The organism is Mycobacterium sp. IEC1808, assembly GCF_002101935.1.
Classification (GTDB): domain Bacteria; phylum Actinomycetota; class Actinomycetes; order Mycobacteriales; family Mycobacteriaceae; genus Mycobacterium.
Map to the genome: position 1 here is coordinate 1 of NZ_LQPV01000028.1, position 13,142 is coordinate 13,142.

The window sequence follows — 13,142 nt, forward strand, 5'->3', positions numbered from 1 at the left end:
CCGTCCCACCCTGCCACGGACCCCTCGGCGAACGCGCCGACTGGTGGTGGTACACCCCATTCGAACCCCAACCCCCACCGACAAACAACTAGGTGGGTTACCGGCACCGTGTCGAGGCTGAAAACAGGCTGAGGCGTAAGGGTTTCGCCTCGGATCTCGACAGCGGCCAGACCGGGCCGCAACCGGGACTGCGCCGAGACCACCGCGCCGGCACGGCGATAGGACGACATCGTTGACCCGCAGTGACACCATATTGGCGTGGACGACGCGCATGGTGCGCTGAGCGCAACGGGACTGTCCTGTGCTTCGTGCGGCACACAGCTGCCGCCGACGTCCAAGTTCTGTTATCACTGCGGCGCACCGGTTACCGAGGTCAGCCGATCGGCCGAGTACAAGCAGGTCACGGTGCTCTTCGCCGACGTAGTCGACTCGATGGGCATCGCCGCGACTCTCGGGACGGAGCGGCTGCGCGAGATCATGGTCGACCTGGCCAACCGCTGCGCGGCCGTCGTCCAGCGCTACGGCGGCACGGTGGACAAGTTCACCGGCGACGGGATCATGGCGGTCTTCGGTGCGCCGGTGGCAATGGAGGACCACGCCTTTCGTGCATGCCTTTCGGCGTTGAGCATTCAGGCCGAAGCGAAGGCGCTGGCAGCCGAGGTCGCGCGGCGAGACGGCACGGAACTGCTCCTCCGGGTGGGGCTGAATTCCGGTCAGGTGATCGCCGGTGAAATCGGTTCGGGCGCTTTCGGATACACCGCGCTGGGTAAACAGGTCGGGCTGGCCCAACGAATGGAATCGGTCGCCCCGCCGGGTGGGGTGATGCTCAGCGTCTCCACCGCGCGACTGGTGGACGGCGCGGCGGCGCTCGGTCAACCGGAGCTGGTCCGCGTCAAGGGCGTTACCGAACCGGTCACCGCGTACCGCCTGCTGGACACGCGGGATCGTCGTCGCGCCACTGAGCGCGCTGAGTCGAACCTGGTCGGTCGCCGGTGGGAAATCTCCACCGTCGAGGGCTTGTTGGACCGCGCACTCGCTGGACATGGCGCTGTTGTCCACGTAGTGGGTGAACCCGGTATCGGCAAGAGCCGGTTGGTACGCGAGATCGCGGCAATGGCGTCGGCCCGGGATGTGGAGGTGTTCAACACCTTCTGCGAGTCGCACACGAGCCAGGTCCCATTTCATGCCGTGGCGCGTCTGTTGCGGGCGGCCACCGGGGTCGAAGGCCTTGACGCCCAGGCTGCCCGCGCCCGAGTGCGAGAGCAGATGCCGGACGCAGATCGCGAGGACGCACTGCTGCTCGACGACCTGCTCGGCATCGCCGACCCGGGCACAGCCGTTCCGGCGATCGATCCCGATGCGCGCAGGCGGCGCTTGGCCGCACTGGTGACCGCCGCCAGGTTGTCCCGCCCACGCCCTGCGGTCTACGTCATCGAGGACGCCCACTGGATCGATGAGGCCAGCGAGTCGATGCTGACCGATTTCCTGACGGTGATCCCGCAGACCGCTTCGTTAGTGCTGATCACGTATCGACCCGAGTATCGCGGCGCGTTGACTCGAGTGGCCAATGCACACACCGTAGCCCTTGCGCCACTGAGTGATTCAGAAACCGCGACCCTCGTCGCGCAGCTCCTCGGCCCACACCCCTCGGTTGGTGCGCTGAGCCAACGAGTCGCCGAGAGGGCCGCCGGTAATCCGTTTTTCGCCGAGGAATTGGTCCGCGAACTGGCCGAGCGCGGCGTGCTGGACGGCGAGCCCGGTGCCTACATCACGGCGGCGGAGGTTGGCGAGGTGACGGTGCCCGCCACACTGCAGGCGACGATTGCCGCGCGCATCGACCGGCTCGACCGGAAAGCCAAGCGCACGCTGAGCGCCGCGGCCGTCGTCGGCTCGCGATTCGGCCTGGACCTGCTAACGGTGCTCGGTGTCGACCCGGTGCTTCCCGCATTGGTGGCAGCACAGCTCATCGACCAGGTCCGGGTCAGTCCTGAACCGGAATTCGTCTTTCACCATCCGCTCATTCGTGCGGTGGCCTACGAAGCACAGCTCAAATCGGATCGCTCGGATCTACACCGCCGCCTGGCCGCCGCGATCGAGGCTGGCGACCAAGGCTCGGACGAAAAGGCCGCACTGATCGCCGAACACCTTGAGGCCGCCGGCGATTTGCAAGCCGCATACGGCTGGCACATGCGCGCCGCGACCTGGGCGACCAACCGGGACATAAAGGCGGCGCGGCTGAGCTGGCAGCGGGCGGCAGATATCGCCGATGCGCTACAAGCCGACCCCCCGCACCGGGCGGCCATGCGCATCGCCCCGCGCACCATGTTGTGCGGGACGGGCTGGCGCGTCCACGCCGATATTGCCGGTGACCGCTTCGATGAATTGCGGGACTTGTGCAACGCCGCCGGGGACAAGGCGTCATTGGGCATCGCGACGGCGGGTTCGGTGGTCGGCCATGCCCATCAGGACCGGCTGCGCGAGGCGTCGCAGCTGGCGTCGGAAGCCTGGGCCCTCGCCGAGGCGCTCGAAGATGAGAATTTGACGGTGGGGCTTTCGTTTCCGGTGATCTACGGGCAGATCGAATGCGGCCGGTGGTGTGACGTGCTGCGATGTTCGCAGACCGTGATCGACCTGGCCGACGGCGACCCGACGAAAGGCAACTTCCTGGTCGGGTCTCCGCTGGCGCTCGCGTTCGCGTCGCGGGGCATGGCCCGTTATTTCCTGGGCCTTCCCGGATGGCCTGAAGACCTGCGGCGCGGCATGCCGATGGCCCGACAGATCGACCCGGCGTCCTACGCGGGGGTCGTCGGCTACGCCTATTTGCTCGGGATCCCGTTCGGCGTCCTGAGGCCGGATGATCGTGCGCTGGACGAGATCGAGGGTGCCCTACGGATTGCCGAGCGCTCCAGCGACGACGTCGTGGTGGGTTTCATCCGGGCGGCGTTGAGTCTTGCGCTGATGCATCGCCAAGAGGCTGCCGAGCGTGACCGCGGGCAGCAGCTCGCCGTCGGGGTCCGCGAGGTGTTCCTCAGCCAGGGGCACAACGTCTGCGACTTGCCGGTCATCGAGGCCTACTTGGCGCGTGAACAGGCGACGCGTGCAGACCGCGATGAGGCCATCCCGCTCCTGCGCGCCACGGGCGACCATGTGTTCCGCGACGGACGACTGCTGCTGTGGGGCATTCCCGTGACCGGTGTTCTGGTGGAAACGCTGCTCGACCGCGGGGCCGACGGTGACGTGGCAGAAGCCGACGCCGCGATCGAGCGGTTGGCGGCCGCGTCCGCCGATGAGGGCCTGGTGATGCGCGACATCTGGCTGCTGCGTCTGCGAGCGCTGTTGGCGCGCACTCGCGGTGACGAGGCCGCCTATCGCGACCGCCGGGACCGTTACCGCGACATGGCGAAAACGCTTGGCTACGAGGGGCATATCGCCAGGGCTGAGGCGATGCCATGACGGCGGCTCCCGCCGTTACGCCGGTATAACTCCGCGCGCGGTGAGAATCGCGCGTATTTCCGAATTCCTCGTTTGGATTTCGTCGTACTCGTAGCCCTCGACAACCGCGACCCAGTCATCTCCTCGATGGATCGCGAACTCAGCAGCCGCGGCCAGCGCTTGGTAGAACGCCGCCGCGACGTCGTCCGACCACATGACCCATACTCCGTGTTCGGTTTCAGACAGGGCGCCGATTGACGCGTAGAAGCTGTCAAGCGCACCGCTCGCCCGATCTGGATTCAGGAAGTACAAGACGTGTGGGACCTCTGAATACAGCTTTTGCAGGAAGGCAGCGATGGCGGGATTCAGGTACGGATAACCGTCCGGTACGTCGGCGAAGCTCAGGACGACTGATCCGCGCCAGGCCAGTACCCGTGCCGGATCATCGCCGACATTGGTGAGTACATTCCGTACCGCAGTGATGTCTGCCTGGCGCCACTGACTTGCCGGGATATCGAGCCGCTGGACGGTCATGGTGGTTGGCGCTACTCAGGTGCCAGCTCGTGAGCCATGTGGTCCCCCAACATTGATCGAGCCTGCCGAACGGCGCGGACACACGGCATCCTAGACGGTTCCGGACTCAGAACGTGTTGACCTTCTCCACGCTGACGAACATGCCGTGGTGAGTGCGGTCGTTGGTGAAGCGGGTGCCCTGTTCGGTGGCGACGATGGTCCAGCCCTGCGCCGCGTAGGTCTTGTAGTCGATGGTGACCGTCGGGATGGCGCCCAAATTGCCCAGCACCCACTGCACGTTGCCGGCGGAACTGATGCTGACGCCGTTGGCGTGCTCACCGTCCTGCAGTGGGGAATTGGTGAACGGCGCCTCGCAGCCGACGGTCTCCTTGTTGATCTGGCAGCGCGTCACGCCGGACTTGGTCTCGATGAAGACATAGCCGTTGTGGTCCGGCGGCAGCGGGATCACCCCGGCCGGGGGTGTTGTCGGGCTGGCCGGGCCGGTCGGGCTCGTCGACGGGGCCGGGCTCGTGCTGGTCGGCGCCGGCGTCGTCGTGGTCGGCCGCGGCGTGGGGAAGGTGGGCTCGGTCGGCCCGGTCCCGGGGGTGGCGACCGGCTTGCCGTCGATCAGCGAGCTGCAGCCCGAAACCAGTGCGGGGCCGGCGAGGACGGCCGAGAGCAGCAGCGAGCCGCCGGCCAGCCTTCGCCGCGCCTTTTGCGATAACTGCACGCGCCGCTCCCCGAAAGTCTTCGATTTCAGCGCTTAGAGTACGCAAGGAGCGGCGAAATGCACTGTAACTACGCCGTTATCGATGCAGAGCCGATGGCGCAGGTTTACCGCTGCGTGACCGACCCCAGTTCGGCCGCCCGGCGGGCCGCGGCGACGATGCCCTGGTAACCCGTGCAGCGGCAGAAGTTCCCGGACAGGCCCTCGCGTATCTCGTCGTCGGTGGGGTTGGGGTTGTCGCGCAGCAACGCGGTCAGCGTGGTCACGAAACCCGGCGTGCAGAAGCCGCATTGCAGCCCGTGGCACTCCCGCAGCGCGGCCTGCACCGGCGACAGGGTGCCGTCGGGCGACGCGATGCCCTCGACCGTCGTCACCTCCGTGCCGTCCGCCTGGACCGCGAACATCAGGCAGGACCGCACGGCGTCGCCGTCCACCAGCACAGTGCAGGCGCCGCACGCGCCGTGTTCGCAGCCGAGATGGGTGCCGGTGAGCCCGCACCGCTCCCGCAGGAAGTCGGCCAGCGTCATGCGCGGTTCGATGCTGGCCGCGATCGGAGTCTCGTTGACCGACAACTGGACCGGCTGTTCATGCATGGCTTGTCTCCCCGAGTGCTTCCTCGATGGCTTGCGTCCAGGCGCGCGCGACCATGGTGGCGCCCACCTGGCTGCGGTAGGCCGCCGACCCCTGCAGGTCGGTCGGAACGTCGTCGAGGCCGGTCATCGCGGCCCGGCCGATCTCCTCGGGGACCAGCTCGCCGACCGGCTTGCCGATGACCGCCGCCTCGGCCGCCGTGGCGCGCCCGACCGTGGGGCCCAGGCCCAGCAGACCGATGCCGCAGCGGGACACCCGGTCGCCTTCGTCGAGCTGGACGGCGACCAGCGCGCCGGCGATCGCGAAATCGCCGTGGCGGCGGGCGAATTCCTGCACGGAAAACCCGGACCTGCCGTCCCGCACCGGGAACCGGACCCCGGTCAGCACCTCGTCGGATTCCATGGTGGTCTCCCACAGGCCGGCGAAGAAGTCCGCGGCGGCGATCTCGCGCCGCCCGCGCGGGGAGAGGACCTCCATCACCGCGTCCAGCGCCAGCGCGGCCGCCGGGTACTCGCCCGCGGCGTCCGCATGGGCGATCGACCCGCCGAGGGTGCCGCGGTTGCGGATCTGGAAGTGCCCGACGAACGGGGTCGCCCGGGTCAGCAGCGGAACCGCTTGGCGCACTTGGGCATCCGCGCCGACGGTGGACTCGGTGGTTCCGGCGCCGATCCACAGTTCGTCGCCCCGGCGCTCGATGCCCCGCAGCTCGGAAAGCCGGGAAATGTCGATGAGATGGTCGAAGTAGGCCAGCCGCATCGCCAGCATCGGGACCAGGCTCTGGCCACCCGCGATGATCTTCGCGTCATCGCCCAGTTCGGCGAGCAGCGCGACGGCGTCCTCGACGGTGTCGGGGCGGTGGTAGTCGAACGAGGCGGGCTTCACCGGTTCGCCTCGCTCAGCAGCGACGCGATCGACGCGGGGCTGGCGGGCAGCCGGGTGACCGTCACGCCCAGGGGTGCGAGCGCGTCGTTGATCGCGTTGATCACCGCCGGCACCGAGCCGATCGCCCCGCCCTCTCCGGCGCCCTTGTAACCGCCTGGCCCCGGGCCGGGGATCTCCACGTGGCCGAACTCGATGGGCGGGACCTCGGTGGCTGTCGGCAGCAGGTAGTCGACGAATGTCGTTGCAAGCGGGTTGCCGTCGTCGTCGTAGGCGAGGTCCTCCATCAGCGCGCCGCCAATCCCCTGCACCGTCCCGCCGGCGATCTGGCCTTCCACGATGGTCGGGTTGATCATCGGGCCGACGTCCTCGCTGACGATGTAGCGCAGCAGCGTCACCTTGCCGGTGGCGACGTCCACCTCGCAGGTGCAGGCGTGGGTCGCGTTCGACCACAGGATGGGGGCCTTCGCGACGTAGCGCGCGGTGGCCTCCAGCTCGGGCGACATGCCCGGCGGCAGCGCCTGCGGCGAGTAGTACGACAGGTAGGCCAGCTCGCCGAACGTCACCTGCTTCGACGGGTCGCCCCGCACGGCGGCGGTCGAATTCGCCAGTTCCACTTCGGATTCGGGCACTTTCAGTTGGTGCGCCGCCAGCGCCACGATCTTCTCGCGCAGGATGGCGCCCGCCTCCGCGACGGCCCCGGCGGTCATCGGGCCGCTGCGGCTGCCCTGCGTCCCGGCCCCGTACGGTGTGATCGCGGTGTCGCCCTGGATGGTGGCGACGTCGTCGATGTCGGCGCCCAGCGCGTCGGCGGTCAGCTGAATGACGGTGGTCTCCAAGCTGTTTCCGCTGGAGCCGCCGTTCACGTAGACGTTGATCTTGCCCGTCGGCTCCATCCGGATGGTGCAACCCTCGGTGGCCAGGTGGCCCGTCGCCGCGCCGGTCGGCTCGATGTAGGCCGAGAACCCCAGACCCAGATAGCGGCCCTGCGCCAGCGCCTCGCGCTGTTCCTTGCGAAAGCCTTCGTGGTCAAGGATTTTCACGGCCTGCTCGAACGTCTCGCTGGGCGCCACGTGGTCGTACGGCATGCCGTTGGGGTTGAAGTAGGGCATCTCGTCGCGGCGCAGCAGGTTGCGCCGGCGCAGCTCGATGGGGTCCATGCCCATCTTGCGGGCGGCGATGTCCAGCAGGATCTCGCGCGCCAGCGTCTCGTACTGCCACGGGCCGCGGTAGGCGGCCAGCCCGCTGGTGTTCGTGAACACCGTCTTGTAGTTGAAGCTGGCCTTGGGCACTCGGTAGGGCCCGGGGAAGAACATGCCGATGGCGGCCGTGGTCAGCACCGGGTAGGGCGTCGGGTAGGCGCCGACGTCCTGGACGAAGTCGATGTCTGCGGCCTGGATGTTGCCGTCTTCGTCGAACGCCATCCGGCCCGTGCCATCGACGTGCCGGGCCTGCCCAGCCGACATCAGGTTCTCGCGGCGGTCTTCGATCCACTTCAGCGCCGCCGGCACCTTGCGGGCGGCCAGCATGATGCACATGTCCTCGCGCATCGGGACCACCTTCTGGCCGAAACCGCCGCCGGTGTCGCGCATGATGACCCGAACCCGTTGCGCCGCAATCCCTAACAGGCGCGCGCAGAACGCGCGTAGCTCGTGCGGGGTCTGCGTGGACGCCCACAGGGTGAGCTCCTCGGACGCGGCCTCCCACTCGACCACCAGCCCGCGGGTCTCGATCGGCACGGGCGCGTAAATCTGTTGGTAGATGTTCTCTTTCACCACGCATGCCGCGGAGGCGAACACCTCTTCGTCCGGCGGCGCGCCGCCCATCCCGCCCGCGACGTTGTTCGCGTAGGCGTCGTGCACCAGCACGTCCGAGGACTGCGCGCGGGCGAGGTCGGTGATCGCGGGCAGCGGCTCGTAGTCGACGTCGACCAGCTCCAGCGCGTCCTCGGCGATGTAGCGGCTCTCGGCGACGATCAGCGCGACCGGGTCGCCGACGAACTTCGCCTCGCCCTCGGCCAGCGGCGGGCGAGGCGTGTCCGGCACGTCCTTGCCGGCCACCGCGTGCCACGCTTCCCTGACCTCGGGATTGAGGTCGGCGGCGGTGAACACCGCGCGCACGCCAGGCAGTGCCAGCGCCGCCGCCGCGTCGATGCCGTTGATCCTGGCGCGCGCGAACGGGCTGCGCACGAAGCAGGCGTGCAGCATGCCGGGGCGCGAGATGTCGTCGACGAACCCGCCGCGGCCGGTCAGCAGCCGAAGATCCTCCACCCGCTGCACGCGGGTGCCCGCGTATCGCGGGGTCGTGGCCGTCGCCCCGTGCGCGTCTCGAGTCATTGCGCTCCATCCGGTTGTCGCGTTACGAGAACCTCGATGCCATCATAGGAGAGTGGCGTTATCACAGTCGAGGCCCGTCGGCGTCCTGCTCGCCGCGGGTGAGGGAAGCCGCTACGGGCGGCCGAAGGTCCTGGTGGAGGGCTGGCTGGACGCCGCGATCGGGGCGCTGCGCGATGGCGGCTGCGACGACGTCGTGCTGGTCCTGGGCGCCGCGTCGCCGGCGTGGGGTGCGGCGGCCCCGCCGAGCGTCACCCCGGTCTTCGTGCCGGACTGGCGCAACGGGCTGAGCGCCTCGGTGCGCGTCGGGCTGGCCGAGGCCGGCCGCATGGGCGCGGAGTACGCGGTGCTGCACGTCATCGACACTCCCGACATCGGTCCCGCCGTGGTGGCGCGGGTCCTCGACCGCGCATGGGCGTCGGACAGTGGCCTGGCCCGCGCGTACTTCGGCCAGCGGCCGGGCCATCCGGTGGTCATCGCGCGCCGGCACTGGCCCGACGTACTCAAGCAGCTAAACGGGGATCGGGGCGCGGGGGAGTACCTGCGCGACCGGTCCGACGTCGAGGCCGTCGACTGCGGCGACCTCGCCGTCGGTCAGGACATCGACGAACCCTGAGCGGGGGTGGCCGGGGTGACGGTGTCCTGCGCGGCGGTCACCCGATGGCGCACCAGGAACCAGCCGCCGATGAGCGCGGGGACGCCGACGACGGTCGCGCCGATCAGGTAGGGGCCCTGCACCTTGTCGAAGAACATCAGGACCACCACGCCGACCAGGAACGCCAGCGTGAGGTAGCCGCTGTACGGCGACAGCGGCATCCGGAACTTCGGGCGTTCCACCCTGCCGGCCTTCGCCAGCCGGTAGAACTGCAGCTGGCTCGCCACGATCGTCCCCCAGGCGAACACGATGCCGATGGCCGCGATGTGCAGCACGATCTCGAACGCCTGGCTGGGTTTGACGGCGTTGAGCACGATGCCCAACAGACCCACGGCGCTGGTGAGCAGGATGCCGCGGTACGGCACGCCCCGCTTCGACATCGGCGCGGTGAACTTCGGGCCGCTGCCGTTGATCGCCATCGACCGCAGGATGCGACCGGTGGAATACAGGCCCGCGTTCAAGCTCGACAGCGCGGCGGTCAACACCACCACGTTCATCACGCTGCCGGCCCCGTGGACGCCGGCCTTGGAGAAGAACGTCACGAACGGGCTGACGTTGGCCTTGTAGGCGGTGTAGGGCAGCAGCAGGCCCAGCAGCACGGTCGAGCCGATGTAGAACACCGCGATGCGGAATACCACCGAGTTGATCGCGCGCGGCATGACCTTCTCCGGGTTGGCCGTTTCCCCGGCCGCGATGCCGACGAGTTCGATTGCGGCATAGGCGAACACCACGCCCGAGGTGACGAGCACCAGGGGCAGCAGACCCTTAGGTACCAGCCCGCCATGGGTGTCCCAGAGGCCGGTGCCGGTGTCGTGGCCGTCGATCTTGAAGCGCCCCACCAGGAAGATGGTGCCCACGACAAGGAACGTGACCAGCGCCAGCACCTTGATCAACGACGCCCAGAACTCCAGCTCGCCGAAGGCCTTGACCGAGATCAGGTTCATCGACAGCACCACCAGCAGCGCGAACAGTGCGATCGTCCACTGCGGGATGGCGTGGAAAATCCCCCAGTAGTGGCAGTAGTGCGCGATCGCGGTGGTGTCCACGATGCCCGTCATCGACCAGTTGAGGACGTACATCCAGCCGGCGACGTAAGCCAGCTTCTCCCCGAAGAATTCGCGGGAGTACGACACGAACGATCCCGACGACGGGCGGTGCAGCACCAGCTCGCCGAGCGCGCGCAGGATCAGGAAGACGAAGATGCCGCAGACCCCGTACACCAGGAACAGCCCGGGCCCCGCCGAGGCCAGCCGGCCGCCGGCGCCGAGGAAAAGCCCGGTGCCGATGGCGCCACCGAGGGCGATCATCTGAATCTGGCGGTTTTTGAGGCTCTTGTGATAGCCCTCGTCCTCGCGGGCGAGCCGCTCGGCGGCACTGTCTGGTGGCATCGAGCTCCTGCCGTGGTGGCTCCGGGGAACGCTCAGGCTAACCCATGAGCGCGCCGCGTGCCCACCAACAATCGGCGAAGTTTTTACAGGCCCAGCAACCGCTCGGCGTTGCGGTGGCCGATCAGCGCCCGGTCGTCGTCGCCCAGCGGCAGGCGGTCGAAAAAGTCCCGGGCGGCGCGCATCGACCCGAACGGGTAGTCGGCCGAAAAACACACCCGCCCGATGCCGACCTGCGCGACCAGGTTCGCGTAGGTGGCCTCGTCGTTGAAGTTGGCGAAGGTGTAGTTCAGGTTGCGCCTCAGGTAGGTGCTGACGGGATGCTGCAGGCCGGTGAGGTCGGGCTTCAGCGTCGCGTCGAACCGCGGCAGCATGAATGGGATCGCCTCGCCCATGTGCCCGATGATGACCTGCAGCTCGGGGTACCGGTCGAACACGCCGCCGAGGATCAGGCGCAGCACGTGGGTGCCGGTGTTGATGTGCCAGCCCCATCCGACGGTGGCCAGCGTGAACGTGACCTGGTCGGAAAATCCCGCGTAGCTGGACTTGATGACGCCGGCCGGCGGGATGGTCGGGTGCAGGTAGATCGGCACCCGCAGCGCGGCCGCCCGCGACAGGACGGGGTCGAAGAACGGATCGTCGAGGTAGCGACCCTGGCTGTGTCCGTTAATCACCGTGCCGACGAAGCCGTGATCGCGCACCGTGCGCTCAAGTTCGCCGGCGGCCTCTGCGGGTGCGCTGATCGGCAGGGCGGCGAAGCCGGCCAGCCGCCCCGGGTATCGCCCGACCGCCTTCGCGAGCTCGTCGTTGCATTCACGGGCCAGCCGAACGGCTTCCGGCCCGTCCAACTGTTCGACGCCCGGCGCGGCCAGCGACAGCACCGCCACGTCGACGCCGGCGTCGTCCATCGCCGCGATCCGGCCGTCACCCAGATCGCTGATCGGTTCGACGATGCCGGTGCGCGACGCCAGCCAGCGGCCCGGGCCGTTCAGGAATTCCGTTGTGGCGTAATGCTCTTCGAGGGCTATCGTCCGCATCAGCCGGCCAGCACCCGGGCGGCGGCGCTCCAGTACGTCAGCTGGTCGCGATCGGAGGCCAGCCGGATCGTCTTGCTGTAGCCGTACTCCGCCAGCGTTTCCTGGGCGTGCTCGCGGCCGAACCCGCTGTGGCCGACGCCGCCGAATCCGGTGCCAATGGAAATCCGCTGATAGTTGTTGACGAAGACGGCCCCGGCCCGGATCCGCCGGCTCACCCGCAGCGCGCGATCGCTGTCCTGGGTGAACACCGCCGCGACCAGTCCGAACGGCGTGGCGTTGGCGATGCGCACCGCCTCGTCCTCGTCGGTGAACGGCATGAGGGTGACGACGGGACCGAAGATCTCATCGCGAGCCACTCGCATGGCGGGGGTCACGCCGGTCAGGACCGTCGGCGCGACGTAGAAGCCGTCGGCCAACCGGGGATCGTCGGGCAGCGGTGCCTGGGCGGCGATGTGGGCGCCTTCGGCCACGCCGATCCGCAGGTAATCGAGGACCTGATTCTGCTGCTTGCGGGTGACCAACGGCCCGACGTCGGTCGCCGGGTCGGCGCCGTCGCCCACCCGCAGCCGGCCCACCGCGGCGCACAACTTCGCCTCGAACTCCGCATAGACGCTGTCCTGCACCAGGATTCGCGACGCCGCGGTGCAGGCCTCGCCCTGGTTGAAGAAGCCGCCGTCGACCGCGGCCAGCAGCGCGTCGTGCAGATCGGCGTCGTCGAACACGACCAGTGGGTTCTTTCCGCCGAGTTCCATCAGCGTCGGGGTGAGGTTGCCGGCCGCGGTGCGCAGCACCGCCGCGCCCGTCCGCGGCGATCCGGTGAAGGAGACCTTGCCGACCAGCCGATGCCCGGCCAGCGCGGCGCCCACCTCACCCCTGCCGGGCACGGCCTGCACCACACCGTCCGGCAGCACCGACTGGATCAGCTCGACCATCCGCAACACCACCGAGGGCGTCTGCTCCGGCGGTTTGAGCACCACGGCGTTGCCGACCGCCAGCGCCGGCGCGACCTTCCCCGCAGTGTGGATCGGCGGCCAGTTGAACGGGACGATGCACGCGATCACGCCGTACGGCTCCAGGGTGGTGACGTCCAGGACGGGGCCGTAGTCGCGGGCCTGGCTGGGCAGCGCCTCCACCATGGCGCCGAAGTACTCGAAGATGGCGATCGCGGCTTCCACGTCGAAGTTGCGGGCCTGCGTGATCGGCTTGCCCATCTCCAGCGTCTCGAGCGCGGCGATCTCGTCGGCGTGGGCGCGGATCACCTCGGCGACCTGGCGCAGGTATCGGCCGCGCTCACGCGCGGGGCGTTGCTTCCAGCGCAGGTGCGCGGCGTGCGCCCGGCGGACGGCTTGGTCCACCTCGTCCGGCCCGGCGCCCTGGACGACCGTGACCGTCTGGCCCGTCGCCGGGTTCTGCACGACGAACTGGTCGTCGGTGGACGCCGAGGACCACCGGGTCCGGGTTCTGGTCAGGGTGGGGCCCTGCAAACTCATAACGCGCACCGTCCAAATTGAGGGGGGTTGGGATCGACGCGACCCAATTGCGAACCGTAAATCTGCCGAACCGTCCGACGCCAACGAAAATTCCTGATGG

The 13,142-nt window shown here is 68.7% G+C and carries 10 protein-coding genes; 2 read left to right on the forward strand and 8 right to left on the reverse strand.

Annotated elements, in window-relative coordinates; genetic code table 11:
* Window positions 1-258 precede the first annotated feature (258 nt).
* A complete protein-coding gene (locus AWB92_RS16485) occupies window positions 259-3,453 on the forward strand; it encodes an adenylate/guanylate cyclase domain-containing protein (protein WP_241523485.1) in 3,195 nt (1,064 codons plus the stop codon).
* A 15-nt stretch (window positions 3,454-3,468) separates the two neighbouring features.
* Here AWB92_RS16485 and AWB92_RS16490 read toward each other — a convergent pair whose 3' ends face one another.
* The 5 genes from AWB92_RS16490 to AWB92_RS16510 form a co-directional block, all read right to left on the reverse strand.
* Complete coding sequence (locus tag AWB92_RS16490) at window positions 3,469-3,966, reverse strand: hypothetical protein (protein ID WP_085187320.1); 498 nt, start codon at window positions 3,964-3,966, stop codon at window positions 3,469-3,471.
* Between the two features lie 106 nt (window positions 3,967-4,072).
* Window positions 4,073-4,675: a hypothetical protein gene (locus AWB92_RS16495; RefSeq protein WP_085187323.1), complete on the reverse strand. Its 603-nt coding sequence runs from the start codon at window positions 4,673-4,675 to the stop codon at window positions 4,073-4,075.
* A 104-nt stretch (window positions 4,676-4,779) separates the two neighbouring features.
* Window positions 4,780-5,265, reverse strand: a complete 486-nt coding sequence (locus AWB92_RS16500) for a (2Fe-2S)-binding protein (RefSeq protein WP_085187326.1) — start codon at window positions 5,263-5,265, stop codon at window positions 4,780-4,782.
* Window positions 5,258-6,145 carry a xanthine dehydrogenase family protein subunit M gene (locus AWB92_RS16505; RefSeq protein ID WP_085187329.1) on the reverse strand — a complete coding sequence of 296 codons (888 nt, stop codon included), beginning with the start codon at window positions 6,143-6,145 and terminating at the stop codon, window positions 5,258-5,260. The genes AWB92_RS16500 and AWB92_RS16505 overlap by 8 nt, the downstream gene beginning before the upstream one ends.
* Window positions 6,142-8,478 carry a xanthine dehydrogenase family protein molybdopterin-binding subunit gene (locus AWB92_RS16510; RefSeq protein WP_085187331.1) on the reverse strand — a complete coding sequence of 779 codons (2,337 nt, stop codon included), beginning with the start codon at window positions 8,476-8,478 and terminating at the stop codon, window positions 6,142-6,144. Before AWB92_RS16510 ends, AWB92_RS16505 begins: the two co-directional genes overlap by 4 nt.
* Before the next feature lie 52 nt (window positions 8,479-8,530).
* Between AWB92_RS16510 and AWB92_RS16515 the strand changes: the two genes are divergently transcribed.
* Window positions 8,531-9,091, forward strand: a complete 561-nt coding sequence (locus AWB92_RS16515) for an NTP transferase domain-containing protein (RefSeq protein WP_085187334.1) — start codon at window positions 8,531-8,533, stop codon at window positions 9,089-9,091.
* Here the strand turns inward: AWB92_RS16515 and AWB92_RS16520 are convergent.
* From AWB92_RS16520 to AWB92_RS16530, 3 genes are all read right to left on the reverse strand, one after another.
* Window positions 9,070-10,518: an amino acid permease gene (locus AWB92_RS16520; RefSeq protein WP_085187337.1), complete on the reverse strand. Its 1,449-nt coding sequence runs from the start codon at window positions 10,516-10,518 to the stop codon at window positions 9,070-9,072. The genes AWB92_RS16515 and AWB92_RS16520 overlap by 22 nt on opposite strands.
* 83 nt (window positions 10,519-10,601) lie before the next feature.
* Complete coding sequence (locus AWB92_RS16525; protein WP_085187340.1) at window positions 10,602-11,552, reverse strand: amidohydrolase family protein; 951 nt, start codon at window positions 11,550-11,552, stop codon at window positions 10,602-10,604.
* Window positions 11,552-13,042 carry an aldehyde dehydrogenase family protein gene (locus AWB92_RS16530; protein ID WP_085187343.1) on the reverse strand — a complete coding sequence of 497 codons (1,491 nt, stop codon included), beginning with the start codon at window positions 13,040-13,042 and terminating at the stop codon, window positions 11,552-11,554. Before AWB92_RS16530 ends, AWB92_RS16525 begins: the two co-directional genes overlap by 1 nt.
* Window positions 13,043-13,142 lie beyond the last annotated feature (100 nt).

Coding starts and splice junctions, on each gene's coding strand:
- AWB92_RS16490 (WP_085187320.1), bottom strand. CDS start 3,966: ATGACCGTCCAGCGGCTCGATATCCCGGCAAGTCAGTGGCGCCAGGCA.
- AWB92_RS16500 (WP_085187326.1), bottom strand. CDS start 5,265: ATGCATGAACAGCCGGTCCAGTTGTCGGTCAACGAGACTCCGATCGCG.
- AWB92_RS16510 (WP_085187331.1), bottom strand. CDS start 8,478: ATGACTCGAGACGCGCACGGGGCGACGGCCACGACCCCGCGATACGCG.
- AWB92_RS16520 (WP_085187337.1), bottom strand. CDS start 10,518: ATGCCACCAGACAGTGCCGCCGAGCGGCTCGCCCGCGAGGACGAGGGC.
- AWB92_RS16525 (WP_085187340.1), bottom strand. CDS start 11,552: ATGCGGACGATAGCCCTCGAAGAGCATTACGCCACAACGGAATTCCTG.
- AWB92_RS16530 (WP_085187343.1), bottom strand. CDS start 13,042: ATGAGTTTGCAGGGCCCCACCCTGACCAGAACCCGGACCCGGTGGTCC.